At 68.6% G+C, this 26,703-nt stretch carries 23 protein-coding genes; 15 read left to right on the top strand and 8 right to left on the bottom strand.

All coding sequences use genetic code 11. The annotated features are described in order from the left end of the window. The first annotated feature begins 244 nt into the window (after positions 1-244). From KF709_13355 to KF709_13345, 3 genes are read left to right on the top strand one after another with little or no spacing between them, the layout of a single operon-like run. Positions 245-1,342 (top strand): NAD(P) transhydrogenase subunit alpha, encoded by a 1,098-nt coding sequence (locus tag KF709_13355; GenBank protein MBX3175396.1) that lies wholly within the window; start codon positions 245-247, stop codon positions 1,340-1,342. After that, entirely contained in the window at positions 1,342-1,638 is a 297-nt protein-coding gene (locus KF709_13350; protein MBX3175395.1) for an NAD(P) transhydrogenase subunit alpha, read from the top strand. The genes KF709_13355 and KF709_13350 overlap by 1 nt, the downstream gene beginning before the upstream one ends. Next, the gene (locus tag KF709_13345) at positions 1,635-3,026 is read left to right on the top strand and encodes an NAD(P)(+) transhydrogenase (Re/Si-specific) subunit beta (protein MBX3175394.1); all 1,392 of its coding nucleotides are present in this window, start codon (positions 1,635-1,637) and stop codon (positions 3,024-3,026) included. Before KF709_13350 ends, KF709_13345 begins: the two co-directional genes overlap by 4 nt. Here the strand turns inward: KF709_13345 and KF709_13340 are convergent. Beyond that, positions 2,995-4,155: a glycosyltransferase gene (locus KF709_13340; GenBank protein ID MBX3175393.1), complete on the bottom strand. Its 1,161-nt coding sequence runs from the start codon at positions 4,153-4,155 to the stop codon at positions 2,995-2,997. The two genes, KF709_13345 and KF709_13340, sit on opposite strands and share 32 nt — an antisense overlap. Next, positions 4,152-4,778 (bottom strand): hypothetical protein, encoded by a 627-nt coding sequence (locus KF709_13335; GenBank protein ID MBX3175392.1) that lies wholly within the window; start codon positions 4,776-4,778, stop codon positions 4,152-4,154. The genes KF709_13340 and KF709_13335 overlap by 4 nt, the downstream gene beginning before the upstream one ends. A 167-nt stretch (positions 4,779-4,945) precedes the next feature. On the opposite strand from KF709_13335, the gene KF709_13330 reads away from it, so the two are divergent. Further along, positions 4,946-6,043 carry a DUF4097 family beta strand repeat protein gene (locus tag KF709_13330; protein ID MBX3175391.1) on the top strand — a complete coding sequence of 366 codons (1,098 nt, stop codon included), beginning with the start codon at positions 4,946-4,948 and terminating at the stop codon, positions 6,041-6,043. A gap of 27 nt (positions 6,044-6,070) precedes the next feature. Here the strand turns inward: KF709_13330 and KF709_13325 are convergent, their stop codons facing one another. Together KF709_13325 and KF709_13320 are read right to left on the bottom strand one after the other, a co-directional pair. Continuing rightward, positions 6,071-8,191: a S9 family peptidase gene (locus KF709_13325; protein MBX3175390.1), complete on the bottom strand. Its 2,121-nt coding sequence runs from the start codon at positions 8,189-8,191 to the stop codon at positions 6,071-6,073. Positions 8,192-8,198: 7 nt separating this feature from the next. Next, positions 8,199-9,902, bottom strand: coding sequence for an Ig-like domain-containing protein (locus KF709_13320; GenBank protein ID MBX3175389.1), 1,704 nt, complete (start codon positions 9,900-9,902; stop codon positions 8,199-8,201). A 94-nt stretch (positions 9,903-9,996) separates the two neighbouring features. Here KF709_13320 and KF709_13315 point away from each other — a divergent pair, with 94 nt between their 5' ends. Genes KF709_13315 through KF709_13305 form a run of 3 tightly spaced genes read left to right on the top strand, consistent with a single transcriptional unit; the run spans position 9,997 to position 14,347 of the window. Then, positions 9,997-10,473 carry a DUF4442 domain-containing protein gene (locus tag KF709_13315; GenBank protein MBX3175388.1) on the top strand — a complete coding sequence of 159 codons (477 nt, stop codon included), beginning with the start codon at positions 9,997-9,999 and terminating at the stop codon, positions 10,471-10,473. Beyond that, the gene (locus KF709_13310; protein MBX3175387.1) at positions 10,470-11,441 is read left to right on the top strand and encodes a nitronate monooxygenase; all 972 of its coding nucleotides are present in this window, start codon (positions 10,470-10,472) and stop codon (positions 11,439-11,441) included. The genes KF709_13315 and KF709_13310 overlap by 4 nt, the downstream gene beginning before the upstream one ends. A 32-nt stretch (positions 11,442-11,473) precedes the next feature. Next, entirely contained in the window at positions 11,474-14,347 is a 2,874-nt protein-coding gene (locus KF709_13305; GenBank protein ID MBX3175386.1) for a hypothetical protein, read from the top strand. A 3-nt stretch (positions 14,348-14,350) separates the two neighbouring features. On the opposite strand, the gene KF709_13300 is transcribed toward KF709_13305, so the two are convergent. Genes KF709_13300 through KF709_13290 form a run of 3 tightly spaced genes read right to left on the bottom strand, consistent with a single transcriptional unit; the run spans position 14,351 to position 17,151 of the window. Continuing rightward, positions 14,351-15,730, bottom strand: coding sequence for a hypothetical protein (locus tag KF709_13300; protein ID MBX3175385.1), 1,380 nt, complete (start codon positions 15,728-15,730; stop codon positions 14,351-14,353). Between the two features lie 4 nt (positions 15,731-15,734). After that, positions 15,735-16,535, bottom strand: a complete 801-nt coding sequence (locus tag KF709_13295; GenBank protein MBX3175384.1) for a hypothetical protein — start codon at positions 16,533-16,535, stop codon at positions 15,735-15,737. A gap of 13 nt (positions 16,536-16,548) precedes the next feature. Further along, positions 16,549-17,151 carry a penicillin-binding protein activator LpoB gene (locus KF709_13290; protein ID MBX3175383.1) on the bottom strand — a complete coding sequence of 201 codons (603 nt, stop codon included), beginning with the start codon at positions 17,149-17,151 and terminating at the stop codon, positions 16,549-16,551. Positions 17,152-17,445: 294 nt separating this feature from the next. On the opposite strand from KF709_13290, the gene KF709_13285 reads away from it, so the two are divergent. The 8 genes from KF709_13285 (at position 17,446) to KF709_13250 (ending at position 24,909) form a co-directional block, all read left to right on the top strand. After that, complete coding sequence (locus tag KF709_13285; GenBank protein ID MBX3175382.1) at positions 17,446-17,871, top strand: hypothetical protein; 426 nt, start codon at positions 17,446-17,448, stop codon at positions 17,869-17,871. A 4-nt stretch (positions 17,872-17,875) separates the two neighbouring features. Beyond that, the gene (locus tag KF709_13280) at positions 17,876-20,422 is read left to right on the top strand and encodes a penicillin acylase family protein (GenBank protein MBX3175381.1); all 2,547 of its coding nucleotides are present in this window, start codon (positions 17,876-17,878) and stop codon (positions 20,420-20,422) included. Beyond that, on the top strand, positions 20,422-20,775 hold the full coding sequence (locus KF709_13275) for a hypothetical protein (GenBank protein MBX3175380.1): 354 nt from the start codon (positions 20,422-20,424) through the stop codon (positions 20,773-20,775). Before KF709_13280 ends, KF709_13275 begins: the two co-directional genes overlap by 1 nt. Positions 20,776-20,878: 103 nt before the next feature. Continuing rightward, complete coding sequence (locus KF709_13270; GenBank protein ID MBX3175379.1) at positions 20,879-21,511, top strand: hypothetical protein; 633 nt, start codon at positions 20,879-20,881, stop codon at positions 21,509-21,511. Between the two features lie 106 nt (positions 21,512-21,617). Further along, the gene (locus tag KF709_13265; protein ID MBX3175378.1) at positions 21,618-21,908 is read left to right on the top strand and encodes a transcriptional regulator; all 291 of its coding nucleotides are present in this window, start codon (positions 21,618-21,620) and stop codon (positions 21,906-21,908) included. Next, positions 21,905-22,582 (top strand): di-trans,poly-cis-decaprenylcistransferase, encoded by a 678-nt coding sequence (gene uppS, locus KF709_13260; GenBank protein ID MBX3175377.1) that lies wholly within the window; start codon positions 21,905-21,907, stop codon positions 22,580-22,582. The genes KF709_13265 and uppS overlap by 4 nt, the downstream gene beginning before the upstream one ends. After that, positions 22,579-24,027, top strand: coding sequence for a DUF4173 domain-containing protein (locus tag KF709_13255; protein MBX3175376.1), 1,449 nt, complete (start codon positions 22,579-22,581; stop codon positions 24,025-24,027). Before uppS ends, KF709_13255 begins: the two co-directional genes overlap by 4 nt. A gap of 90 nt (positions 24,028-24,117) precedes the next feature. Next, positions 24,118-24,909, top strand: coding sequence for a VOC family protein (locus KF709_13250; GenBank protein MBX3175375.1), 792 nt, complete (start codon positions 24,118-24,120; stop codon positions 24,907-24,909). On the opposite strand, the gene KF709_13245 is transcribed toward KF709_13250, so the two are convergent. Next, complete coding sequence (locus KF709_13245; protein MBX3175374.1) at positions 24,878-26,671, bottom strand: hypothetical protein; 1,794 nt, start codon at positions 26,669-26,671, stop codon at positions 24,878-24,880. The two genes, KF709_13250 and KF709_13245, sit on opposite strands and share 32 nt — an antisense overlap. Between the last annotated feature and the right edge of the window lie 32 nt (positions 26,672-26,703).

The following is a 26,703-nucleotide window of genomic DNA, read 5'->3' as shown; positions in this document are numbered from 1 at the left end:
ACTTAGGAAGATCGCGGAACAGCCGAAAATCGTCAGGCCCTCACGGCCTTGGCCGGGCCAAGCCATCGAGACCTAGGACGCACAGCCCTCACGAGTGCAACGCGGGATTCTCGCAGCGAGAGACGCCGCTCCCACTGCCTGACCTCGACGTAGGGGATTCGTCCATGCAAAGAGGGAAAACTCCCGGTAGCTTCTCCCGCCGCACACCTGCAGTTTCCTGCCCAACCCCTCCCGGACATTCCCCGTGATCCTCGGTGTTCCGAAGGAAACCGTCCCCGGCGAACTGCGCGTCGCGCTCATTCCAGAGAGCGCGGCACGACTGGTGAAGGCCGGCGTCACGGTGCAGGTCGAACCTGGTGCCGGCCTTTCTGCTGGCTTCACGGACGCGGCGTACACCGCCGCCGGCGCGCAACTCATCGATCGCTCCGCCTTGCTCGGTGGCTCCGACCTCATCTGCAAGGTGCAGAAGCCCTCACCAGACGAGGCAACCAAGCTCAGGCGCGGCGCCCATCTGGTCTCCCTCCTCGCGCCGGCCACAAGCGCCGAGTCCATCAAGGCCCTCGATGCCGCCGGCGTCACGGCCTTTGCGCTGGAACTGGTCCCGCGTATCACGAGAGCACAGTCAATGGATGTGCTCTCGTCGCAGGCGACCGTCGCCGGCTACAAGGCCGTGCTGATCGGCGCGAGCGCACTGACCAAGTTCCTGCCGATGCTCACGACGGCCGCGGGCACCATCGCTCCGTCCAAGTGCTGCATCCTCGGCGCTGGCGTCGCCGGCCTGCAGGCGATCGCCACGGCGCGCCGCCTCGGTGCCGTGGTCTCCGGATTCGACATCCGTGCCGCGGCCGCCGAGCAAATCCGTTCGCTGGGCGCGACCGTGGTGGCCCAGGACCTCATCGCGGCGGATAGCGAGACGGCGGGTGGCTACGCCAAGGAGCAGAGCAAGGAGCAGCAGGAGGCCATCCAACAAGCCCTGCGTGACCATCTCAAGGGCATGGATTTGGTCATCACCACCGCGCAGATCCCTGGCCGCGCCGCCCCACGCCTGATCTCCACCGAGACCGTGCGGACGATGGCTCCCGGCGCCGTGATCGTGGACCTCGCCGCCGAGTCCGGCGGCAACTGTGAGGCCACAAAGGCCGGCGAGACGGTCGACGTGAACGGCGTGCGCGTGATCGGGCCAGTGAACCTGCCCGCCTCGATGCCCACCCACGCCTCACAGATGCTCTCCCGCAACATCCTCACCTTCGTGCAGCACCTCCTCACCAAGGAAGGGGCGCTCAACGTGGATCCGAACGACGAAATCACCGGCGCGATGATCGTCACCGGGAGGGCTGCCTAATGGACCTCATCGGCTTCATCGTCGTCTTCATCCTCTCGACCTACCTCGGCGCCTCGCTGATCGGGCGCGTGCCGCCCACGCTGCACACGCCGCTTATGTCGGGCGCCAATGCCGTTTCCGGCATCACCGTCGTGGGCGCGATGGCCATCGCCGGCCACTCCGACTACGGCTGGCTCGGCTCGGTCCTCGGCTTCATCGCCATCGTCTTCGCGATGATGAACGTGCTCGGCGGCTACGCGGTCACAGACCGGATGCTGGAGATGTTCAAGAAGGCACCGACGGAGGGCGGCAAGTGATCTCCCCAGCCCTTGAACGCCTCCTGTATCTCGCGGCCGCGCTGTTCTTCATCACCGGCCTACGCCGCCTGCAGAGCCCGGACACGGCCCGCAGCGGCAATCGCATCTCGTCCATCGGCATGTTGGCGGCGATCGTCATCACCTTGCTCAGTTCAAAGACGGTCACGTATCCCGTGATTGCGGCCGGCCTCGTGGTCGGCGGCGGCGTCGGCCTCTGGATGGCGCGCACGGTGCAGATGACGGCGATGCCGCAGATGGTCGCCCTGCTCAACGGCGTCGGTGGCGGCGCGTCGCTGCTCGTGGCCTCCGCCGAGTACCTGCACGGCGTCGAGATCGGCGCGTCCGCGACCTTCGACGTCGCCCTCTCAACGCAGCTCGGCATCCTCATCGGCGCCGTCACGCTCACGGGCTCGGGCATTGCCTGGGCCAAGCTGCAGGAAGTGATGAGTGGCAAGCCGATTGTCTACGGCGGCCAGAAGACGGTGAACGCGCTGCTCTTTGCCGCCATCGTGGGACTCTCGGCTTGGATCATCACCGTGCCGAACCAACCGATGTGGGTGTTTTACGCCGTCGTCGGCCTCGCGCTGCTGCTTGGCGTGCTGCTGGTGATTCCGATCGGCGGCGCGGACATGCCGGTGGTGATCTCGCTGCTCAACTCGTACTCCGGCATCGCCGCGGCGATGACGGGCTTCGTGATCAAGAACGAGGTGCTGGTGGTCTCGGGCGCCTTGGTGGGCTCCAGCGGCATCATCCTCTCGCAGATCATGTGCAAGGCGATGAACCGCTCGTTGGCCAACGTGCTGTTCGGTGCCTTCGGGGCGACCACCAGTTCCAGCGGCCGGAGCGCCGAGGGGCTCACGGTCAAGACGACCAATGTCGAGGAAGCCGCGCTGCAACTGGCCTATGCGCAGTTGGTGATCGTCGTGCCGGGCTATGGCCTCGCGGTGGCGCAGGCCCAGCACCAGGTGCGCGAGCTGATGGACCTCATCGAGAAGCGCGGCGGCACGGTGAAGTTCGCCATCCATCCGGTCGCCGGTCGTATGCCCGGCCATATGAACGTGCTCTTGGCCGAGGCGAACATCCCCTACGACAAGCTGCTCGACATGGAGGAGATCAATCCGGAGTTCGAGCGGGCGGACGTGGCGCTGGTGATCGGCGCCAACGACGTGGTGAATCCCGCGGCGCGCACGGACACGGGCAGTCCGATCTACGGCATGCCGATCCTCAACGCGGACTACGCCAAGCGCATCATCGTGATGAAGCGCGGCATGAGCGCGGGCTTCGCCGGCATCGAGAACGACCTCTTCTACAACGACAAGACGCAGATGCTCTTTGGCAATGCCAAGGACACGCTGGTCAAGTTGGTGGGTGAGGTGAAGCAGGTGTGACGTAGCTGCGCGTGCGCCATTGGCGCGGGCGGCGCAACGATGACATCACCAGTCGCAGCGCCGCGATCGGATCCGCGAGGGGACTCAGCCACCAGCTGGGTCCCCTTCGCGCGTAGCTGGGGGCGATGGCGAGGAGGAGGAGCCAGCGCACGCCGACAAGAAACGCTGTGGCGGCGGCGATGGTGCTCCGCCAGCCGCCGGCCGGAAGCGTGGGCCACGCGCCCGCGAGCCACACAGCCAGTGGAAGCTGTGCGCCCTGGGCGAGCACGACGAAGGCCGTGTCCCCCGCCTGCCGCAGCTTGGTCGTGGCGTCCTTGAGGTCCAGTGAGCGTCCCCACTCGCGCCACATCTGCCGCAGGCCAGTGTAGCTGCGCACGAGATAGAGACGCGAGCCGTCGAGAAATCCCACCGACACGCCGCGACGGGCGAGGTGGCGCACGAGCGAGACATCCTCGGCGAACGACTGGCGCACGGGCACGTAGCCACCCTGCGCCAGCAGCACCTCCCGCCGCGCGAGGAAGCACTGGCCGTTGGCCATGACGCGGTCGGGACGCACGCGCGCGTCCCCGGGCGCGCCGCCACGATATAGCAGCGTGATCAAGAGAGCCGGTTGCAGCCAACGCTCGGCGGCGGTCTGACCATCAAAGCGTGCGGCGAACGAGACGACATCGAAGCCGTCGCGCTGCGCCGCTGCGAGCACCGCGGCGGCGCAGCCAGGCAAGGCCTCGGTGTCGGCATCCATACCGAGCACCCAGGGCGAACTCGCCTGCTCGGTCGCGAACTGCAGCGCCCAGGCCTTGCCGATCCAGTCTGCAGGCAGCGGTGGATCGGTAAGCAGTTGGATGCGCGGGTCGGAGTCGGCAGCAGCGAGCACCAGTTCGCGCGTGCCGTCGGTGGAGCCAGAGTCCACCACGAGGATCTCCCGCACGGGTGCGCCCTGCGCTTGCAGGCCGCGCAGACAGGGACCAATCCGCGCCGACTCGTTCAGCGTGGCGACCACGATCGTGAGTGGCGGGAGATCGGCGCCGTCGGCGCGCGGGGTCTCCGCCGGTCGGCGCCTCCGTCCTCCCATCAACCGCCAGGCCAGCAGCGCCGCAAGCAGGGTCTGCAGCAGCGCCAGCGCGATCACTTCTTCTTGGCGGGTCGGCGGGTCGCGGGCTTCGCCGGCTTCTTCTTCGCGGCCGGCTTCTTCTTCGCGGTCGCCTTCTTCTTTGTGACCGGCTGCTTCTTCGCGACCGGCTGCTTGGCCACGGCCGCCGTCGTCAGCGGCGCGGCCCCCACTCCCGCCGCCGCGCGCGACGCCTCCGCCTTCTCCCGACCGATCTCCGTGCGCGCCCAGCTGGGGTCGCGTCGCATCTGTGGAATGTGCTCGGCGCGCCGAAAACGGATGGCCGACCAATCCTCGTCGAGCGCCACCTGCCGGACCGGCTCGTAGCCGGCGGCACCCAGCGCGGCCCAGCCCGTGTCACGGTTGAACTCACAGGTGAAGCGCTTGGAGGTCTGCTTCGGGTACGCGAACCAGAGCTTGATGTCGTCTGCCGCCCGCGGTGCCAGCTGGCGGACGGCTGCATCCACCTGGGCCTGCGTCGTCGCAAACGCGAGCGCGATGGGAATCGATCCCGTCGAGGGCGCCGTGCGCATCACGCGCACGCCCTTCAGGGTGGACAAGACACGTTCGAACGACACGGGCGCGCCCAGCACGACGATGCTGTTTTCGTCCGTCAGGTTGAGCTTGGCAAACACGGGGTCCACGGGGGCTCCGTCAAGGGGAACGCTCGAAAGTTAACGCGGGCATCAAGCGGTGGCGTGCCGGTCTCAAACCTTCGGGACCCCTCCCCTGTCCGACCCCATGAATCCCTCCCGGCCGCTCGCCGTAGGGCAAGGCAACGACATCCCGACCCCAGTGTGGAGTACTTCTCGTGACGACGTCCCAAGTCCCCGCCCTCATCCCCTCCGCCGTCCGCCGGCACGGCATCACGTTGCTCGCCGGCGCGGCACTGCTCTCGCTCGCCACCGTGCAGCTCGGCGCCCAGGCCAGTGAGCGGCACGCCCTGCGCGGCGAACTGGTGGAGATCTGGAATCTCGCCGGCCGCGCCACGGTTGAGGCCGGCACCGGTTCGGAGGTCGTGGTCGAGGTCCGTCGTGGTGGAAGCGATGCCAGCCGCCTCCAGATCGAGGTGCGCGACGGCCGCCTCGTCGTCCGCTATCCGGATCGCGACATCGTCTACCGCGACGAGCGGCGCGGCGGGTCCTTCGAGACGCGCCTCCACGTGCGGAACGACGGCACCTTCTCCAACGACTGGGACGACCGCGATGGTCGCTCGACGCGGATTCGCTCCTCCGGCGGAGGGCTTGAGGCCTACGCCGACCTCGTCATCCGCGTCCCGCGCAACCAGCGCCTTGAGCTGAACCTCGGCGTCGGTCGCATCGAGACCTCGGAGATGACGGCGAACCTCACGCTGCGCACGCGCGTCTCACACATCGCCGTGCGCGGCCTCACGGGCGAACTCGTCGCGCGGACTGGCTCCGGCGGCGTTACCGCCGAGCGCGTCAAGGGCGACGTGGACATCAGCACGGGATCCGGCGGCGTGGACCTGCGTGAGATCGAAGGCCAGGTCGTGAAGCTGCGCGCCGGCTCGGGCACCGTGGAGGGCGACCGCGTGAACGCCGACCGCTTCGATGCCAACACGGGCTCCGGCGGGGTGGAGATGCGCGCATTGGGCGCGAACGAGATTCGTGCGGGCACGGGCTCGGGCGGTGTGCGGCTCGAGCTGACCAAGGTCGCCGCGACCACGATGATCCGCACCGGTTCCGGCGGTGTGCGCCTGGCCTTGCCCGCGTCGCCGAACGTTGAAGTCGACGTGACGACCGGTTCGGGCGGCATCTCCAGCGACTTCCCGGTCACGATGGACCAGGTGCGGCGCAATTCACTGCGCGGAACGATCGGCACGGGGGCGGACGGCCGCATCCGCGCCTCCAGTGGCTCGGGCGGCGTGCGGCTGGTCAAGCGCCCGTAACCTCGCTGCGCCCACGACCAGGTGTGGCTAGGGGACGACGCCCAGCCCCACCTGGTCGATCATGAACGCGTAGCGGAATGCCATCTCGCGATAGCGCTCGTAGCGGCCGGAGCCGCCGCCGTGGCCGGCGCCCATCTGCATCTTGAGCAGCAGCGGATTGCGATCGGTCTTCATCGCGCGCAACCGTGCCACCCACTTGGTCGGCTCCCAATACGCAACGCGCGAGTCATTGATGCCGGACACCACGAGCATGCGTGGATAGTCCTGCGCCCGCACGTTGTCGTAGGGCGAGTACTGCCGGATGTAGCGGTAGTGCTCCTCGACCTGCGGGTTGCCCCACTGCTCCCACTCTTGCGCCGTCAGCGGGATACTGGCGTCGAGCATCGTATTGATGACATCGACAAAGGGCACGTCGGCGACGATGACCTTGAACAGGTCGGGCCGCATGTTGGCGACGGCACCCATCAGGAGGCCGCCGGCGCTGCCGCCATGCGCGATCAGGCGGTCGCGCGACGTGTAGCCTTCCGCCACCAGATGCTCGGCCACGTCGATGAAGTCGGTGAAGGTGTTCATCTTCTTCATCATCTTGCCGTCGTCGTACCACTGCCGCCCCATCTCCTCGCCGCCCCGGATATGCGCGATGGCGTAGGTGATGTCGCGGTCGATCAACGAGAAGCGCACGGAACTGAAGGTCGGCTCCATCGTCGCGCCGTAGGACCCGTAGGCGTAGAGCAGCAGCGGACGGCGCCCGTCGCGCCGCAGGCCCTTGCGATAGACCAAGGACACGGGCACCCGCGCCCCGTCGCGCGCCGTGGCATAGACACGCTCGACCGCGTACCGGTTGGGATCGTAGCCGCCCAGGACCTCGTCACGCTTCTTCAGGACGCGCTCCCGCGTGTCCATCGCGTAGTCGTACACGGAGTTCGGCGTGATCAACGACGTGTACACAAAGCGTAGCGTCTTCGTGGCGAACTCCGGGTTGCCGCTCGGGAACACGCCGTACGCGGCCTCGGGGAAGCTCACTTCGTGCGAGTCGCCGGCGCGGAGGTCGTGCACCGCCAGCCGACGCAGTCCCTCGCGCCGTTCACTCACCACGATGTGCCCCGCGAACGCCATCACGTCCTCGACGAACACCTCGGGCCGGTGCGGCAGCCACTCCTCCCACTGCGTCGCCGACGTCGCCGCGAAGGCGGCGCGCATCACCTTGAAGTTCTGCGCGCCCTCGTTGGTCTGGATGTAGAAGTGCTCGCGGCCGGGCTCCACGCTGTACTCCACGTTCGGCCGGCGCGGCGCCAGCACCCGCGGCGCCTGCGTCGGATCCGTCGTCGGAATGACGTGCACCTCGCTCGACGTGAACGAGTTGCTGCTAATCAGGATCCAGGCGCCGCTGCGTGAGCGCTCCAGCCCCACGTTGAACAACACGTCGTCGTCCTGATAGACGACGCGGTCCTCGGCGGTCGGGCTGCCGAGCACGTGGCGCCAGACCTTGTCGCCGCGCTTGGCGGCGTCGAAGGTCATGTAGAACAGCGTGCGGTTGTCGTTCGCCCAGGCCAGGCCCCAGCTCACCTTCTCCACGCGGTCCGGTAGCCAGGTCCCCTGCTGCAGGTCCTTGATGCGCAGGGAGAAGTCCTCGTAGCCATTCGTGTCGACGAGGACCGCCAGGTAGCGGTGGTCGGGAGAGACCTCGAGCCCCGCCAATTGGAAGAACGCGTAGCCCTCGGCTTCGGCATTCTGGTCGAAGTAGATCTCTTCCGCCGCCTCGAGCGAGCCGCGGCGACGCACGTAGATGGGGTACTGCTTGCCCCGCTCCGTACGCGAATAGTAGAAGTAGCCGTCGCGCGGCACCGGCACGTTGCTGTCGTCTTCCTTGATGCGGCCGACGATCTCGTCGTAGAGGCGCTGCTCCAGCGCCTTCGTATGGGCCGTCATCGCGTCGGTGTACGCGTTTTCGGCCTCCAGGTACGGGATCGTTTCCGGGTTGTCGCGATCGCGGAAGTAGGCGTAGTCGTCCACGCGACGATCGCCGTGCAGGGTGCTGACGACGGGCAGGCGCTTCGCCACCGGGGGCGTCGGGGTCTGGCTCATGAGCTCGGGTGCGGCCGCGAAGGCGGCCGGGATGATCAGGATGTGGACGAGTCGCAGGCGCACGCCGCGCTCAGTATTGGATGCGCGTCGGATTGCCGAAGCGATCCACCACGTGGGTCGGTAGGGTCGGCTCGGGTAGTCGGACGCCGGCAGGCACGCTGCCCTCGAGGACGAGGCTGGGTGTCAGGAAGAAGTCGTCGGCCTGCGCGGCACTCACACCGTAGCCGATGTCGGCCATCGACTGGATGGTCATCCGTGAGAACGGGTTGAATCCGGTGTTCACGAATCCCGTCATCAACTCGCTGCCGAAGGTGAGTTCCTTCCAGTGCGAGTTGATGGTGCCGGCCCCACATCCCGGGATGCCGACGCAGTCCTCGATCGGCACGCCGCTGCTACACACCGACGCGCCCCCGTGGTCATTCACGCAGGCCGCGCGGGCGCGGGTCCCGACGAAGCGGGGGCCGGAACCCGACACGGCGAACACGCCGCGCGAGGTCCACGCGGTGCCGAACCCGAGCACGTGCAGCATCTCGTGCAGGATCACTTCGTCGAGCAGTCCCGCGGCGTCGATGTCCGCGAGGTCCTCGATATCGAAGCGCATCCGGCCCACCGACGGCAGCCCGTCCTCCGAGCGCAGGTAGCATGGCCCGGCCGAGCCGAGGATCGTGCCCGGACCATCGATGGCCTCGACGGTGGCAAAGATCAGCAGGCCATTCACGACCTCGTTCAGCGTCACGCCGGCCGCGCACGGGGAGGCATTGAAGTTGGTGTACGTGACGGGCGCGACGGGGGCGTCGACGAGCATCGCCCGCAGACGCTCCAGCGCGCACTCAAAGGCGCTCCCGATAGACCCGCCCGGGTCAGCGCTGATGTACCGCAGCTCGATGGGATACGCGCCCGCCGGACCGGCACCGCAGGTGTTGACGGTCACCAAGACACTGCCCGTGACCCCGTCATACTCCGCCTCGAGCGTGACATCGCCCAAACTTGCACCCGTCACGATGCCCTCGTCGTCGACGCTGGCCACCGCGGGATTCGGCGACGACCACACCGGCTTCGTGAGCTCCATCGGGATGCCAGCGGGACTCAGCGCCCGGGCGACCAGGCGTCGGCTGCGGCCAGGCGCGAGATACAGCGCCCCAGGCGTGATGGAGAGGCTCGCCACCGTCGTGCTGCCCACGGTCACGAACACCGAGTCCTGGAACGCGCCGATCGAGGCCACGACGTACGCCGAGCGCGAGGCACCGACAAATCCGGGCGTGATCAACGCGCCGGTCGCCGAGACGCCAATGGCCGCTGGGTCCCGCGACACGAAGGACACCGGATATCCGCTGAGCGATCGACCCTCGGCATCGGTCATCGCGGGGACCAGCGTCAGCGTGTCGCCGTGCGCCAGGTCGAACGGCCCGGCCGGAAGGGCGAAGCTGGCGACCGGGCTCGGAAGCACCGACACCGACGCGACGCCGATTGCACCGACAGCGGTTGCCGTGATCTGTACCGCGAGGGGCGTCCCGTTGGTGTTGAATCCGGCCACGATCACGCCGGCGGGACTGACAGTGAGCATGTCCGGATTGGACGACTCCCAGGACACCGGCCGGATGAGCGTGCGCCCCTCGGTCGATTCCACGCGGGCGCCAAGCGTGGCCTGAGCACCGCTTGCGAGTGCGAGGGAGCCGGGGGTGATGATCAGGGCCCCGACGCGCTCGGGGCGGGACGGCTCAAAGCAGGCGGTGAGGCCGACGAGGACAACGGCGATTCGAACGGAGCGTCGCATGACCCGAAAACCATCCGGCGGACAGGGGGGCGTCAAGTGGGACCGTGGGGGAACTGCGCTTCCCCTCCCTTGTACCACGCGCGAGCTTGTTCGGATGGCCGCCTCCCCCGGTTCCCGTCTCCTCGCGCTCTGGCGGCGGCTGCGCCCGCTGCCGCTCGGCGAGTGGCTCTTCGCCAAGCTCTTTGCCCGAACCGTGCCCTATTCCGGTTCCGTGCGACCACGCATCAAGGTCTTGGAGCCGGGACACGCCGAAGTCGAGATTCCCGACATCCGCGCCAACCGCCAGCACCTGGGCTCCGTGCACGCCATCGCCCTGATGAACGTGGCCGAGATGACCAGCGGGCTTGCGATGATGGCGGGACTGCCGGACTCGGTGCGAGGGATCGTGACCACGCTTTCGATGACCTACCACAAGAAGGCGCGCGGGACGATCCGCGCGGTCTCGCGCGTACAGGTGCCGGCGGTCACGGAAGACCAGGACTTCGATGTGGTGGCCGAGTGCCTGGACCGCGAGGGCACCGTCGTGGCGACAGGTACCGTCCGCTGGCGCCTCGGGCCCGTGAGACGCTGATGGAGACGGCGTTCACCCGTCACACGGGCGTCGCCGTGCCGCTGCTCTGCGGCCCGATGTATCCGTGTTCGAATCCCGAGTTGGTGGCGGCGGTCAGTGAGGCCGGCGGACTCGGCGTGGTGCAGCCGATCTCGCTCACGTACGTGCACGGCTACGAGTTCCGCGCCGGCCTGCGGCACATTCGCAGCCTCACGAGCAAGCCCATTGGGTTCAACGCGCTGATCGAAGGCAATAACAAGCTCTACCGCGAGCGGATGACGCAGTGGATCGAGATTGCGCTCGAGGAAGGCGTGCGCTTCTTCCTGACGTCACTCGGCAACCCCAAGTGGGTGTGTGAGCGCGTCCACGCGGCGGGCGGCGTGGTCTACCACGACGTCACCGAACGCAAATGGGCCCAGAAGGGCGCGGATGCGGGCGTGGACGGGTTGATTGCCGTCAATCGACTGGCGGGCGGCCACGCGGGCCGGCTGGACCCTGAGGCATTGCTGCACGAACTCAGCGGGTTCGGACTGCCCTTGGTCTCGGCCGGCGGCGTCGGCGATGCGCGCGAGTTCACGCGCCAACTGCGCATGGGGTACGCGGCCGTGCAGGTGGGCACGCGCTTCATCGCCACGCCCGAGTGCCGGGCCAGCGACGCGTACAAGCAGGCGATTGTCGGGGCCAAGGCCGACGACATCGTGATGACCGAGCGCTTGACCGGCGTGCCCGTGGCGGTGATTCGCAACGCCTACATCGATCGACTCGGCACCCGCGCCGGCTGGTTTGCGAAATGGATGTTGCGCGGACGGCGGCGCAAGCACTGGATGCGCACGTGGTATGCGCTGCGCTCGGTGCGGCGCCTGAAGCGATCGTTGATGACGGATGACGTGCGCCGCGAGTATTGGCAGGCGGGCCGCAGCGTCGCCGGTATCCACGCAGTCCAACCGGCCGGCACCATTGTTCGAGAGTTCGCCGCCGCGCTCGACTGAGGACCAGGACCGCCCCAGCCCCCGGAGGCCCGATGCACCGCCCCGTTGCCGCCGTGTTGGCGGCACTCCTTGTGTGCGCCTCACCCCTCGCCGCGCAGGTCGAGGTACCTGCCCTCAAATGGCGCACGATCGAGACGCGTCATTTCCGGCTGCACTACGAACCGGGCCTGGAGGCCTGGACCCAGGATGTCGCGCGGCACCTGGAGAGCATCCGCGAGGCGGTGGCCGCTCGCGTGGACTACGCGAATCCCCGCAAGATCGACTTGATCATCGAGGATCCGTTCAACGTCCCGAACGGCAATGCCTGGCCGTCACTGGTGCAGCCGGCGATGCGGTTCTGGGCCACTCCGCCGGCACCGTCCAGCGTGCTCGGCCACTCGCGTGGCTGGGGCGAGATCCTGTCCGTGCACGAATACGCCCACCTCGCGCACCTCACGCGGCCCTCCCGGCAACCGTTCGCCGGGTTGATTGCCGCGCTAGGCGGACTGCCGGTGGGGCCGCTCGTCTTCTCGCCGGCCTGGGTGACGGAGGGCTACGCGACCGTGATCGAGGGTGAGCTCACCGGCGCCGGCCGACCCAACGGCGTGGCGCGGCCGGCGATCCTCCGCCAGCTGGCGCTCGAAGGCTATCTGCCTTCCTATGGCGACCTGAATGGCACCGAGCGCTTCAACGGCGGTTCGATGCGTTACCTCGTCGGCTCGGCGTACCTCGAGTGGCTGCAGGAGCAGCGCGGCGATTCCGCGCTGCCGCAGCTGTGGCGCCGGATGACGGCGCGCGAGTCACGCAGCTTCGACGAGGCGTTTGTGGAGACCTTCGGCGATCCCGCCTCCGTGCTCTACGGGCGTTTCGCCGCGGACCTGTTGGCGAAGTCCCACGAGGCGCGGAAGCGGATGGCAGCCGCGGGCATGGCCAAGGGAACGTTGGCGCAGCACTGGAACTGGTACGTGGGTCCTCCTGCCGTCTCCCCGGACGGCAACCGGATCGCGGTGCGGCGCAGTTCCGCGGAGGATGGCGCTCGGTTGCTCATCCTCAACCGACGGGAGACCGCGGGCCACGACGACAGCACGAAGATCGCGGAGCGCCTCGAACGCGACCCGCTCGACCTGGCGCCGTATCGTCCGTATCCCCGCGCCCTGAAGGTGGAGCACAAGCTCGCGCCGACGGCCGGGGCCGCATACGACAACCCGCGCTGGTTCCGCGACGGCCAACGCCTGTTGGTCACGCGCAGCGTGCCGCGAGCCGATGGACGCCTCCGTCCGGACCTGTTCCTCTGGCAGCCGGAGTTCGGGTCGATCCGCCGCGTGACGAAGGCCGCGGGGATTGTGGTCGCCGACCCATTTCCTGACGGCCGCCGTGCGGCGGCGCTGACCTGCGGGGGCGGCACCTGTGGTCTCGTAATCGTGGATCTCGCCGATGGCAGCCTGCGCGACTTGGCGGCCGGCGAGATCAATCGTGCGTATCACGGCGTGCGCGTGTCGGCCGACGGTCGTCGCGTGGCGACCGCCCGACAGCGCGGCGCGGACTGGGAGATCGTTGTCATCGATGCCGAGCGCGGCAGCGTGCAGCGCGTCGGTCCCGACGACGGCGCGACTCGACACTCGCCGACCTGGGAGAGCGACAGCACGCTGATCGTCGTGAGCGAGGCCAGCGGCGTTCCGTCGCTGGAACGCATCCACCTCGACCAGCGGCCGGCGGTTGTCGTTGCCCGGACCACCGGCATCGCGACCGCGCCCGACGTCGGGCCTGATGGCGCGGTGTGGTGGCTGGACATGCACGCGCGCGGCTACGACCTGCGCGTCACCGAGGCGGGAACGCGCGTGGCAGCGCTGCCGCCGCTGGACAGCGCGCTGTACCCGGCGACGCGGCGGGTCTCGCGGCGACTCGCCCGCGATTTTGACACCCAGCCCGTGCCCGAGCCACGGCGCTATGGCATCGGCCCGTTCTCCGCCACGGTGATCGGTGGCAACTCGGCTGGCGCCGATGGCTACGCCTGGAGTATGGGGGTCAACGCCGGCGACCCGCTCTCCCGACTCGGTGTGTTCGCCGTGGCGGGCACCGGTACGCACGCGACCTGGAGCGGCGCACGCGGCGTGCTGACTTGGCGAGGCCTGCCCGTCGACGTGCAGCTCCAGGGCTGGAATGCCATTCAGGACGTGTCGGACCAGGGACGCCTCGGCGGACCGGGCGCCACGCCATTTGATTGGCAGTTGAGCGGTTGGCTGGTGGCGCTGCACGATGAATGGCACGCGGCCCACGGCGTCTCCAAGCTGCGGGTCGGCTACGCGTCGGCGACCCTCGAACTCCGGGAGACCGGCGGTGAGTTCGACCGCACAACACTGTTCACCGAGTTCAGCAGCCAGCAGTTGTTCACCCCGACGGCGACCACGCGCCTCGATGCGTTGTTGGCGGCGTCGATGGCCCAGGGCAGCTTCGGCCCGACGGATTTCCGTCGCGTGCAGGGCGAGGTCGCGCTCTCGTTTGCCCACAACTCAGGGGCTGGACTCGGCGGCCGCATCAAGGCGGGCTACGCCGACAGTAAGAACTACATCACGGAACTGTTCGTCATCGGGGGCACGCCCTCGCTGTTTCTCGACCCCGCCGTGCTCGACCAACGCGTGGCCTACCCTGGCCTCCCGATCTTCGGGGGCGGTATCGGACAGCGATACGCCATCATCTCGGCGGAGACGCCCGGTCCGCTGCGCCTCTACCACGATTGGATCAGCGCCGGCGTGACGGGCTACGGCCGGCCGACGCGGGTGCTTGGTGGCGAACTCCGGGTTGACGTGCCGCGCATCAGCGTGTTTCGCTTGCCAGCGGGCGCCGTGCGTGTGGGTGTCTCGCACGCGCTCAACGGATTCGCGCGGAACGCCACGGTGGCATACGGCACCGTGGTGTTCACGCCTTGAGGCTCAGGGCCAGACGCGCTGCGTCAGCAGCGTGACTTCCCCGTCGCGCACGGTCACGGTACCCAGCGGCAGCGTCTGGTCGCCGGCAACAACCTCGACCGCGTGCTCGCCGACCGGCAAGCGCAGTCGGGCCACGGTGATGCGGTCGGGGAGCAGTTGCCAGGCGCGCAGGTCGGGCTGATCGATTACGGCAGAGGTCAGCGACGCACCATAGAGCAAGGCGCCGAGCAGGTAGCCGCCCCATCGGCCGGACTTCTTCTTGTCGTCGTCATCGTCATCGTCCTTGGAGGCGCGCTCGAACGCCTTATCACCGGCCCGCTGCGCCGCATAGCGCACCGCCGTGCGAACGATCGCGCGGGAGAGCCGCGCGGGCTGGTCGCGCGCGAAGTCGGCGCGGACGCCCTCGGAGAGGGTTCCCGATACGCTCTGCACCTCTGCCCCCACGGATTGCACCGCGGGCGCGTGCCCACGTCCCGGTAGCGCATCGATGGTGGACCAGTTGAGTTCGTACGTGAGCCATCCAGCCTGCAGGGCACCGCGTCGATTGAAGTCCTGGTCCCACACGCGACGCTGCACGACCTGGGCGGCCGCCAGCCGTCCGGCTTCGTCGCCGCTGGTCAGCGCCACCAGTTCGTCGCCGTCCATATAGACGCCGAGTGCGCGTGGCTCTGGGCGCGCGACGAATCCATCCTCGACGAACACGATGACATCGCCGTAGCCCGGCGGTGCGCGCGTCGTGTCCAGCGGCGAGCGGCCGAGCAACGCGGCCGCGTTGCGGTACGCCACCAGTGCGTCCTGGCGCTCGCCGGCGGCCTCGAACAGCGCGCCGTTCACGTAGCGCATCACGCCAAGGAGTTCCTTCGGCGGCTGCTCTTCGTCCTCGAGCGCGAGGATGCTGGCCATGCGCCGCGCCTCGACTGCGGCCTCGTCGCGCTCGCCGCGGGCCAGCCAGTGCAGCGCCCCGTAGTACGGGATCATCAACCACTCGGTACGGCCAGGATAGTACGGCAGCACCGCGTCGGAGGTGAGCAGCGAGGCCACGCCCGCTGACGCGCGCTTGGTGAAGCGGTCGTCCACGATGGCCCAGGCGCGGTCCATCGAGGTGGCGCCGGCCGCGAACTCGCCCACGTGCAGGCCAATCACGCCGCGGTACATATGGCGGAGGAGCGCGTCGCTCGGCGCCACCTTCTTGTCGGCCATGCCCTGCCAGGCCTGGGCCTCGTTGCCGAAGCGCAGCTGGTCGCGCAGCGACCGCTCGATGGGAATGCCATCGATGCCCGACCGGAACGACTTGCTCGCCGCCGCACAGCCCGTCCCCGAGAGGACGAGCAGCACGGCGGCGAACGCACGACGCCGGGCACCACCGAGGGTGAGGCCCGGCATCTGACTACTTGACCTGCTTCTCGAGGATGACGATGCGCTGCTGGGCCAGCGCGATGGCCTCGGCCATCTTCGCCGCCGCGTCACCCTGCGCCTTGATGCGTTCGATGTCGAGCGAGAGCAGGAAGCGCTGATAGCGCATCAAGGCTTCCTGCGGCCGCAGCTGGAGGTCCAACAGGCGTGCGGCCTTGTACTCAATCTCCGGCTGCTGGGGATCCAGCACGCTGGCACGGTCGTAGCGGTTGAGTGCGCCGGCCAGGTCGTTGGCCGCGACGAGGTCATCGCCTTCGCGGACCAGCGCCTCCGCCTGCTGGCGGGCCATCGCCTGCGCGCTGGCCTCCTGCGGGCGCGACACCACCGTGATGCCCTGGGGGCCGCGACGGCTGATCACAGACGCCCCACCACGCTCAAACTGGATGACCATCACTTCGCCGCTGCGATCGTAGGGTGCCGCACTCGGCCTGGCCGGCACCATCGTGCCGTAGTCGCCGGCCTCGCGGACGATCCACGCCTGCGGGGCGGAGTGCGTGGCGGCCATCACGGCATTGCGGCTCATCCCGATCATCAGTTCACCGCGGGCGATTGCCTCACAGTGCGCCGGTGCGCACTTGCCGACGGCCAGCATGTGCACGGAGTCGGCGGCATTGCGCAGCATCTGCTGCTCGGCGCTCACGGCGGCCGCCGCTGTCGCGGCGTCGGCGGCCTGCACCGTGGAGTTGTTCGGGATGGTCACCGGCTGACGCACCCGCTGCGGGTAGGGCGCGCAGGCGGCCGCGAGCACGAGGAGTGCGAGAGTCTGCTTCGTCATTGTGATCTCCGGTTCAGGGCGTCAGCCGGCGACGCTGGATGTACTTCTTGATCTTGTGCTGGCCGATCCAGGTCTTGGCATTCGTCTCGAGATCGATGAGCGTCGCGTCCACCTGGTAGAACACGATGCGCTCACGGCCCTCGCTGTCCTCGATGGCCTGGACATCACCCTGCAGCATGTAGCGGGCGCCCAGCTCGCGGGCCATGCGTGCGCGCGTCTCGGCCGAGGCATTTGTCTGCTGGTCCTGCCGCTCGGCGCGCACTTCCTCGCGCTCCTCCGCGCTGGCGACGAGACGCACGAGGCCGCTCTGCACGTAGGCGCGTTCCATATCGCGGACGAAGGTGCCGATGGGGATGTGCTCCATCGTGCGGTTGCGGAACTCGCCGATGATCACGGCAGGCGCGGTGCCGGCGTGCGAGGCCGAGTAGTCGGAGGCCCAGCGGCCTTCGAGCGACTGGGCGATGAGCGCGTTGGCGACGAGCCGAGAGTCGGCGTCGTTCCAACGGCCGCTCAGATCGGTGACCGAGTTAGGGTCGATGCGCTCCACGCGCTTGATCGAGCAGCCGGAGATGGCGAGCATCGCAACGGCGACGCCGGCCAGGAGGGTTCGGGACATCGAACGGGTTCGGAACATCGCAGACTCCTGCGGGAGTGGGAGCGTGATGAAGAAGACTTCGCCTAGAATACTACGCAGTGCGCGTGCCACTGGTGACCATTGGTTATCTGTCAGCGCAGCAACGACTTACGGGAGAGCTCCTCCCGGACTTGTCCTCTTTGTAGGACGGCGGCCTGTCGCTTGCCGAATCCGCCTCCGCCGTGTTCGGGACTACAGCGGGCTGGTTGCCGACCGCGATGCCAACCCTAGTTTCTCCGAGCCCCAATCCTCCGTACCCTCCCCCCAGGACGGCCCATGTCTGACGTTCCGCGTTCGCATCGTGTGATCTCGGTGCTCATCACGATTTGGATGAGCCTTGGCGTTGTCGCGCTGGCGATGGATCCCACGATGAGCGAGGCCGCGCGCGCGCAGCTCACGGACGCGCAGCGTCAGTTGAACGACGCGCGCCCGATGTGGCTCATGATCGTTTACGGCATCGCGACAATTGGCGGGCTGCTCGGCGCGATCGGACTCGTGGTGCGGAAGCGTTGGGCCGTGCCTGCGCTCACCATCTCGCTGGCGGCCGTCGTGGTGCAGTTCGGTACGATCCTCTTCGTGCTGGATGCCATCGCGCTGCTGGGCGCTGCGACCGCCGTCCCGTTCCCGCTGGTGATCTGCGTGCTTGGCGCGGCTTCCCTGTGGTACGGGATGCGCGCGCAGGCGCGCGGCTGGCTATCGTAGTCGCATGCGAACCTTCACCTCCGCCATCGCGGCTGTCGCACTGCTCGCGGCGCTGTACGTCGGCATCCGACCTGTGGGTCCCATCCCGCCACTCGGGGCGCTGCTCGATCCACGCAGCGGCATCTGGGCGGTGGCGTCGACGGCGGAGCTGCCGGCGGAGCAGGAACTGGCGCTGCCCGGCGCCGCGGCGCCGGTCGAGGTGCGCTACGACGACCGCGCCGTGCCGCACATCTTCGCCACGAGCACCACGGACGCCGCGCGTGCCTTGGGATGGGTGCACGCGCGGGATCGCCTGTTCCAGATGGAGCTGGTCCAGCGCGCCGTGGCGGGCGACCTCACGCAGCTGGTAGGCGAACGGGCACTGCCGCTGGACCGCAGCGCCCGCCGATTGCGCATGGCCCACGCCGCGAACGCCAAGTGGGACGCCGTGGCCGACGCCACGACACGGGCCGAAGTCGAGGCCTATATGGAAGGCGTCAATGCGTACATCGACGGGATGCGTCCGCAGGACCTGCCGCTGGAGTATCGCCTGCTGGGTCGGCAGCCGCGTCGTTTCGAGCCGCGCGACACCTACTACCTCCTGATGCGGATGTCGCAGACGCTGTCGTACCAGGAGTCCGAACTGCGCTTCCACGCCTTGGCCGAGCTCATCGGGCAAGAGGCCGCGTCTGCCCTGCTCGCCATCGACGCACCGATTCAGGAGCCAATCGAGCCCGTTCGCGGGCGGAGCGCGCCACGATTCGCGACGAGACCGATTCCGGACCCGCGCGCACCGGACGCCGCCCAGGTCGCCGAGGCACGCCGCACACGCGACGCGGTGGTCCAACTGGCGCGCGTCACACGGCTCCCATTCGCCGCCTCGCAGACGGAGCTGAACGATCTCACGGATCTCTTGACCCGCGGCGAGGCCGTGGTGGGATCCAATAACTGGGCGGTGGGCCCGGGACGCAGCGCCAGCGGCTACGCCATGCTCGCCGGCGATCCGCATCTCGAGCTCACGCTGCCAAGCATCTGGTACGAGGCGCACTTGGTGGTGCCGGGAGAACTCGACGTCTACGGCGTGACCATCCCGCTGGCGCCCATCGTGCCGATCGGCTTCAACCGCGACGTCGCGTGGACGATGACCAACACGGGCAACGATGTGGTCGACTACTATCGCGAGACCGTGGACGACACCCTGCGACCGCGCAAGTACCTCGTGGATGGCGAGTGGCGTGACCTCGAGATACGAGAAGAGCTGTTCCAGCGCGGGGACGGCACGACCATCGCCCGCGACACGATGTACGCCACGCACCGCGGGCCGTTGCTGGAGACGTCACTGGGTTGGATGTCGCAGCGCTGGACCGCCCGAGACCCAAGCGACGAAGGATCGGCGTTCCGCAGCGCCATGCGCGCGACGAGTTCAGCGGACTTCTACGCGCGCACCGCCGGATATCGCACGCCGGCGCAGAACATGCTCACAGCTGACCGGAGCGGGAACATCGGCATCCGGTCGACGGGGCGATACCCGATCCGCCCAGGCAGCGGACGCGGCGATCTGATCTTCGACGGCAGTGCGAGCGCCAGCGATTGGATTGGCGACCGACCACTGGAGTGGTATCCGCAGGCGTACAATCCGGCTCAAGGCTATCTCGCCAGCGCCAACCAGCAGCCCGTGGACCCGAGCGTGCGCTCGGGCTACGCTGGCAGCGACTGGCCAAGCCCTTGGCGTGCCATGCGCATCAACAGCATCCTGCGGGCGAATCCACGCGTCACGCCCGAGGACCTGCGGCGGGCGCACACGGATCCGCGTAGCGAGCTCACGCCCTTCGTAGTGTCCGCGCTGCGCGACGCCATCAGCGCCGCCGAAGCGGCCGGTGATTGGTCCGCCGAGGATCGACGCGCATGGCAGGTGTTGACCGACTGGAACACCGAGTTCACCCCGGACGCTTCGGGCGCGGTGCTGTTCGAATCGCTGCTCAGCGCGCTCACGCGGCTGACCTGGGACGAGTTGGTACTGCCTAATGAGACGCGTCGCGTGGCGACACCGGGCCAGATGATGCTGGTGCAGCTGATGCGGCAGCCGCGCTCCAAGTGGTGGGACCGACTGGAGACGACGGGCGAGGTCGAGACCCGCGATGCCGTGCTGCTCGCGGCCCTGCGGGATGCCTGGGCGCAGACGACGGCGCGGCACGGCCAGGACCCGAGCGCCTGGCGCTGGGGCGATGTTCGAAAGGTGCAGATCAACCACCTGCTGCGACTGCCGGGCTTCAACTGGGAGGGCCTCAGCGTGACGTCGGGTCCTGGCACTCTCTCGCCGAGCGAGAGCGGCGGCACGCACGGTGCCTCGTGGCGCTTCGTGGTCGAACTGGCGCCGGAAATCCGCGCCTGGGGCACGTTCCCGGGTGGCCAGAGCGGCAATCCGGTTTCGCCGCGCTATTCCGATCGTATCGCCCTGTGGCAGCGCGGTGAGTTGGCGGAGCTGCGGGTGCCGCATAGCGCGGATGCCTTGCAGCCCGCGCAAACGTCTGCCCGGCTGCACTTCGTGCCGGTCGTGCGGGAGGCCCGTTGATGTCACCGCGACTGCTGTGGTTTCTCTCGATGCTCGCAGCGATGACGCTGAGCACCTGGGCCTTTGGCTGGGCGGCCGTCGTGGTGGTGGCGGCGGCGTGGACCTGGATTCGGCGCACGGATCCTGCGGTCCCCGTGCTCGCGGGGATTGGCGGCGCGGGTTCGTGGGCGCTGCTGTTGGGCCTTCAAGCGATGCAGGGACCGGTTGCGCGCGTCGCTGAGGTCGTGGGCGCGGCGATGCAGGTGGGGCCTGGCCCGCTGTGGGCGCTGACGCTGGCGTATCCCGCGCTGCTTGCCGGCTCGACATCCAGCGTCGTGCGGGCGTTCGCGCCGCGGAAGGCTCAAGCGCAGTAGCAGCCGTCGGAGCCGCTGGTCCTGCGGGGCAAGTGGTGGCGGAACTTACTTTGTGTCGTAAAGTACTTGACAGCCGACACGCTCGCCCCCCATTCTTCCCGCAATGACCGCACCCAAGCCAGAGCCACCGGCCCTGCGTGACCGTGCCCTGCAGGACCTCTCCTTCATCCGCCGGACGATGGAGGGCGCCTCGTCCTTCACGGATGTCCCGGGATGGGGCCTGGTCCTCGTCGGCCTGGTTGCGCTGCCCGCCGCCTTCTTCGCCGACCGACAGCCGACGCCGGAGCGCTGGCTCGCCATCTGGCTTGGCGCCGCAGTACTCGCCAGCAGCGTGGGCCTTGGCGCGATGTACGGGAAGATGCGCCGTCGGGTCGCCACCAGCGGCACGCAACTCGTCAGCGTGCCGGCCCGGCGATTCCTGCTCAACTACACACCCGCGATCCTCAGCGGCGCCGTGCTGACGCTGGCCTTGGTGGACCCGTTCACCGCCGGCATCGCCCCACAGGTCACCGAACGCGTGCTGCCCGGGCTCTGGCTGCTGCTCTACGGCGTCGGCGTGGCGACGGGCGGCGCCTTCTCCGTGCGCGTGGTGCCGATGATGGGCCTCGTGCTGATGGGCCTCGGCATCATCGCGCTGTTCGTACCGGCGCTCGACGGCGATCTGGCGATGGCGGCCGGGTTCGGCGTCGTGCAGATCGCATTTGGCGTACTGATCGCCAGGAGGCACGGTGGCTAAGCGAGACGGATCGGCCGCGCGCGCGCGGCGGGCGGGATCGGCAGCATCGGCAGCACGACAGGAGGGACCGCAGTTGAAGGCCATCGACGGAGACACCGCCGCGCCCCTGGCGCTGGATCGCATCATCCACGAGCGCCTGCGCCTGGCGATCGTGAGCGCACTGGCCGTGCACGAGACCCTGACGTTCAACGAACTCAAGGCGATGCTCGACGCCTCGGACGGGAACGTCTCCGTGCACGCGCGCAAGCTGGAGGATGCGGGCTATGTGAGCTGCAAGAAGGGATTTGACGGCCGCATCCCGCGCACCGAGTATCGGCTCACCGCCGCCGGCCGACGCGCACTGGAGGGCTACCTCGCCCATATGGAGGCGCTGATCAAGCGCGTGGGTGGCGAATGAACGCCCCGCTGAACCACGTGGCCATCATCATGGATGGCAACGGGCGCTGGGCGGCGCGCCGCGGCCGGCCCCGCTGGATGGGACACGTGAAGGGCGCACAGGTCGTGCGCGACGTGGTCGCGCATTGCGCGCGCCGCGGCGTACGGCAACTCACACTCTACGCGTTCTCCAGCGACAACTGGAAGCGGCCGGAAGCCGAGGTGCGCACGCTGTTCGAGCTCTTTGTCACGCAGCTCCGGCGGCAGCTCCCCTCGCTGCAGCGCAACGGCATTCGGCTGTCCGTCGTCGGCCGACGCGACCGTCTCCCCTCCGAGCTCCTCGCCTCCATTGCGATGGGTGAGCGTGAGACTGCCGGTGGCCAGCGGATGCATCTGCGCGTGGCCATCGACTACTCCAGCCGCGAGGCGATGGCGACGGCGCTGGCCGTGGCGCCGCGCGACTTCGGCGTGCCACAGGCCGGCACCATCCTGCCGCCTGTCGACCTGCTGCTGCGCACGGGGGGCGAACGGCGCCTCTCCGACTTCCTCCTCTGGGAGTGCGCGTACGCCGAGCTTGCGTTCCTCGACGTCGCCTTCCCCGACCTTCGCCCCACACATCTCGACGCCGCCTTCGACGACTTCGCGCAACGCGAGCGTCGTTTTGGTGGCATCCACCTACATCAGGAGGGCGCGTGACGCCCCGTACCGCCCGCTTGGCCCTGCTCGCCGCGCTGATCCTCGGCGTGCTCGCCGACTATTTCCTTCGTGCCGACTCGCTGCGCGCGGGCTTCACGGTGTGGCTGCTGCTGGCACTCGCGGTCGCGTCGTTCGTCACCGGTCAGGATGACGCTGGCGACGTCGCCGCAGTGGGCGAGCGCCGCCTGCTCTTCGGGGCCTCGGGCGTGATCGCACTGCTGCTGGTATTCCGCGACGCCGAGACCTTGTTCGCCGTCGACCTCTTCGCGTTGGCCGTGACGTTCTGGTTGATCGCCTGGCGGGCGCACGGCCGCGCGTTGGCCGCGCTGGAGCCGCGCGACGCCATCATTGGCGTGGCGTCGGCGGTTGGGGCAGCCGTCGGCGGTGGACCGACGCTGGCCTTGCGCGACGCCTCACCGCGGCCGCTCGAGGAATCCGAACGGCGCAGCATGCGTGGGTTCGGCGTCGGCGTCATCGCCGCGATTCCGGTCCTGCTGTTCGTGACGGCGCTCCTGGGTTCGGCGGATCCAGTATTCGCTGGATTTGTGGATGCGACGGCCGAGTTCCTCGACACGGCCTTCTTCGGTCACGTCTTTCTGATCGGAGCGGCCACCTGGGTGAGCGCCGGCGCCCTGCGCGGTGCGGTGGCGCCTGTGGGTGTGGGCGCGGCGCTGCTGCGCCGCCAGGTGCAGCTACCCTTTGCCGGTTTCCTGCCGCTGCTCGGCGGCCTGGCCCTGCTGCTCAGCGCGTGGATCGGCCTGCAGGTGCGGACGCTCTTCGGCGGCGCCGAGTATGTGGCGCAGACGGCGGGCATCACGGTGGCCGAGTATGCGCGGAACGGGTTCTTCGAGCTGATCGTGATCAGCGGGCTGGTGTTGGCGGCGCTGCTCGTCGCCGATGATGTGGTGGATCGCGCCGATGCGTCCGGCCGCAGTTCGTTCCGGCGTTTGGGCACCGTCCTCATCGTGCTCGTCGGCGCAGTCCTCACGTCGGCCGTGCTGCGCCTCTCGCTCTACCTGCGCTACTACGGCCTGACCGATGAGCGCGTGCTCGCGCTGGCCGTGCTGATCTGGGTGGCCGCCGTGCTCGGCTGGTTCGCCTGGACGGTGCTGCGCGATGCGCGCGAGGGCTTCGCGCCCGGCGTGCTGGTCATCTCCGCCGCGTGGTTGGTGGCCTTGAACGTGGCGAATCCGGAGCGGCTGGTCGTCTCGACGAATCTTGCGCGCGCGGAACGCGGCCTGGAGTTCGACGTGGCGTACCACGCGAAGCTCTCGGCCGACGCTTTGCCGGCCTTGCTCGATGGTGCCGACCGCCTCCCGGCCGACCAGGCCCTGGTATTGCGCGAGGCACTCGACGCGAAATGGCGGGCGCGTGTCGAGAGCGGCGTGGATTGGCGGGAGTGGAGCCTCCCGCTGCGCCGCGCGCTGCGGCTGATGCAGCAGTAGCGTCACGGTTCGGCGGCAGCGGCTTTCGAGTCGGGGGTCCGGCGCCCATATTGGCCGTCCCCCACCTCCACTTCCTGGAGGAACCCTCGAATGCGGCTTGATGCCCTGCCCCTGAACCAGCCGATCTGGTTCGACCTGATGACATCGGATGTGGAGGCGGCGCGCCGCTACTACGGCGAGCTGTTGCCCTGGCAGTACGACGTGTCGGGCCCCGAGATGGGTCACTACTCGATGGCGAACGTCGGCGGCGCCTCGGCGGCCGGCATCGGTGCCTTGCCCCCTGGCGCGACGTTTCCTCCGGTGTGGACCGTCTATTTCGGCGTCGAGAATGCCGAGGCGACCTGCGCCGCCATCACCAAGGCCGGGGGCTCGGTGCACACGCCGCCGCAGGATGTGGCGGAGTTCGGACGCTTCGCCGTGGCGCAGGATCCGACGGGCGCCGTGTTCGCGATCTGGCAGCCGAAGCAGCATCGCGGCGCGCAGATCATCAACGAGCCGGGCGCGATGGCCTGGTGCGAGGTGAACACGCGCGACGCCAAGGCGGCCAAAGAGTTCTACGCGAAGGTCTTTGGCCTGACGGCGAAGTCGATGGAAGTGCCCGGCAGTCCCGGTCCCTACGACATGCTCTTCCTCGGCGAGACGCCGGCCTGCGGTGTGCTGCAGATGACCGAGGAGTGGGGCGATATGCCGCCGCACTGGATGACATATCTCGCCGTACAGGACGTGGAAAAGGCAAAGGCCACCGTCCTCAAGAACGGTGGCCAAGTGCCCTTCGGTCCCATCGAGATTCCCTACGGCAAGTTCATGGTCACGATGGACCCGCAGGGTGCCGCGGTGAGCCTGATCGAACTCAACGCGTCGCCGCCGCCAAGTCGCGGATAGCCGTCGCCAGCATCCGCACGCGCGCGGCATCGCGCGCGGCGGAGGCATCGCGCTCCACCGCACCGGCCAGGGTCGTGAGTGCCGTGCGCCGCGCCGCGCCCGACTGTCGCTCGGCGGCATCCAGCGCCTCGCCGATCGCACGCCGACGTGCCGACGCGAGCCCATCGTTGCGGCCGAGCTGGTCGAGGTAGCTGCGCGCCACCGGGAACGCCGCCGGCCAGACGATGCGCGGCTGGCTCTGCGGGTTGAACTCCTCCCAGCGCACGAGCTTGGCGGCGGCGATCTCGTTGGCGCTCAGGTGCTCCGAAGGCTGGAGCTCGAGGATGTCGAGGCCGCGCGCCATCTCGGACGAGTAGATGAGGCCGTTGTACCAGTAGGCGCCCCAGGAACCGCCGATGGTCATACGGCCGCGCTCGGCGCCCTCGGGCGTCGGCGCATCCACGGGACCGCGGTCGAAGAAGGCGATCTCGAAGGGCCGGTCGGCATCGGTGAAGTCGATGACATCGACGCCGCCCTGGTACCAGCCCTGCACCATGATGTCGCGACCCGGCACGGGAATCAGCGAGCCGTTGTGCGACACGCAGTTCTCGTTGTTCGCCTGGCCGGTGGGAATCTTGAAGTACGCGTGCTGGCGATACTTGCCGTCTTCGCCGATGACGAGGGTCGTGTTGCCGCCCATTTCGAGCGGGTGCGTGGCCTGGCAGTTGGGCGAGGTACCGCCGCCCCACTCGTCGGTGAACACGACCTTCTTGCCGTCGTTGCTGAACACCGCCGTGTGCCAGAGCGAGAAGTTCGTATCGGCGACGGCGTCGAGCCGCCGCGGGCGCTCGGGATTGCTGATGTCCACGAGCAGGCCATAGCTCGCGCAGGCGCCGGCGAGCAGGTTCATCGCCGGATAGGCGGTGACGTCGTGGCAGTTGCGCGGGCCGGCGGCGGCCATCATCGCCATCTGCGCGCTGTCAGCACCGGGCACGGCGCGGGCACGGCGCGGGCGGCCACCGCGGGCCGGTGCGGCGCCGAGGCCGGTGAAGATGCGGGCGCCGGTCACGACGGCCGCGTCCTGCGGACGGGCCAGCGTCACCTTGATGACGTCGAGGCGGTAGAGCGAGTTGTTCTCGTCCGCCGGGTCGAAGCCGTTGTTGCAGCCGGCGAGCTCCGTGTCCGGCCGCGCGCCCTGATTGCCGGAGACGTAGAGGTAGACCACACCCTTGTCGGTCGGGTGCGGGACCACCGTGTGCGTGTGCGAACCCTTGCAGGTCTGCACGTTCTTGATGAAACGCGGCTGCGCGGGATTGCTCACGTCATAGATGCGCACGCCGGCCATGTGGTCGGCCGGGTCGGAGACGCCGCCCTTGGCGCAGTCGTTGCGGTTGCCGCCGCCTTCGGCGGAGACGAAGAGCAGGTTGCCGATGATCGAGGGATCGCCCTGCGAGGTGATGCATTCCACGACGGAGAGCATCTTCGGCGTGGCCGGATTGCTCACATCCCAGATGGAGAAGCCAGCGAAGTTGCCTTGGTAGACCAGGTTGCCGCGGAAGGCGAGGTCCGAGTTCACGAAAGTGAGACCGCGGACGGAATCGAATGGCGCCGGCTTCCCTGCCGTGCCGACGAGCCGCATGCCCTGGATGGCGACGCCGGCGTCGCTGAGTCCGTGGCGCAGGTTGTTGCGCGGGTCGTTGCCCGTCGGATACGTCTGGGCCTCGAGCGCGCTCGCGGCCAGCAGCGTGAGCGCGATGGCGGGAGCGAAGGTGGAAACACGCATCAGCGGCGACTCCGTGGGTTGTCGTTCGGTGC

The sequence above is a fragment of the Gemmatimonadaceae bacterium genome (assembly GCA_019637445.1).
Classification (GTDB): domain Bacteria; phylum Gemmatimonadota; class Gemmatimonadetes; order Gemmatimonadales; family Gemmatimonadaceae; genus Pseudogemmatithrix.
Note: the sequence above shows the minus strand (reverse complement) of the source record. Positions and strands in the feature narration are given on the sequence as shown.

What these genes read in the sequence shown, in the direction of transcription:
- KF709_13320 (MBX3175389.1), bottom strand. Translation starts at nt 9,902, where the DNA reads ATGCGACGCTCCGTTCGAATCGCCGTTGTCCTCGTCGGCCTCACCGCC.
- KF709_13300 (MBX3175385.1), bottom strand. Translation starts at nt 15,730, where the DNA reads ATGCCGGGCCTCACCCTCGGTGGTGCCCGGCGTCGTGCGTTCGCCGCC.
- uppS (MBX3175377.1), top strand. Translation starts at nt 21,905, where the DNA reads ATGAACGCCCCGCTGAACCACGTGGCCATCATCATGGATGGCAACGGG.
- KF709_13270 (MBX3175379.1), top strand. Translation starts at nt 20,879, where the DNA reads ATGACCGCACCCAAGCCAGAGCCACCGGCCCTGCGTGACCGTGCCCTG.
- KF709_13350 (MBX3175395.1), top strand. Translation starts at nt 1,342, where the DNA reads ATGGACCTCATCGGCTTCATCGTCGTCTTCATCCTCTCGACCTACCTC.
- KF709_13245 (MBX3175374.1), bottom strand. Translation starts at nt 26,671, where the DNA reads ATGCGTGTTTCCACCTTCGCTCCCGCCATCGCGCTCACGCTGCTGGCC.
- KF709_13250 (MBX3175375.1), top strand. Translation starts at nt 24,118, where the DNA reads ATGCGGCTTGATGCCCTGCCCCTGAACCAGCCGATCTGGTTCGACCTG.
- KF709_13315 (MBX3175388.1), top strand. Translation starts at nt 9,997, where the DNA reads ATGGCCGCCTCCCCCGGTTCCCGTCTCCTCGCGCTCTGGCGGCGGCTG.
- KF709_13295 (MBX3175384.1), bottom strand. Translation starts at nt 16,535, where the DNA reads ATGACGAAGCAGACTCTCGCACTCCTCGTGCTCGCGGCCGCCTGCGCG.
- KF709_13280 (MBX3175381.1), top strand. Translation starts at nt 17,876, where the DNA reads ATGCGAACCTTCACCTCCGCCATCGCGGCTGTCGCACTGCTCGCGGCG.
- KF709_13275 (MBX3175380.1), top strand. Translation starts at nt 20,422, where the DNA reads ATGTCACCGCGACTGCTGTGGTTTCTCTCGATGCTCGCAGCGATGACG.
- KF709_13290 (MBX3175383.1), bottom strand. Translation starts at nt 17,151, where the DNA reads ATGTCCCGAACCCTCCTGGCCGGCGTCGCCGTTGCGATGCTCGCCATC.
- KF709_13285 (MBX3175382.1), top strand. Translation starts at nt 17,446, where the DNA reads ATGTCTGACGTTCCGCGTTCGCATCGTGTGATCTCGGTGCTCATCACG.
- KF709_13305 (MBX3175386.1), top strand. Translation starts at nt 11,474, where the DNA reads ATGCACCGCCCCGTTGCCGCCGTGTTGGCGGCACTCCTTGTGTGCGCC.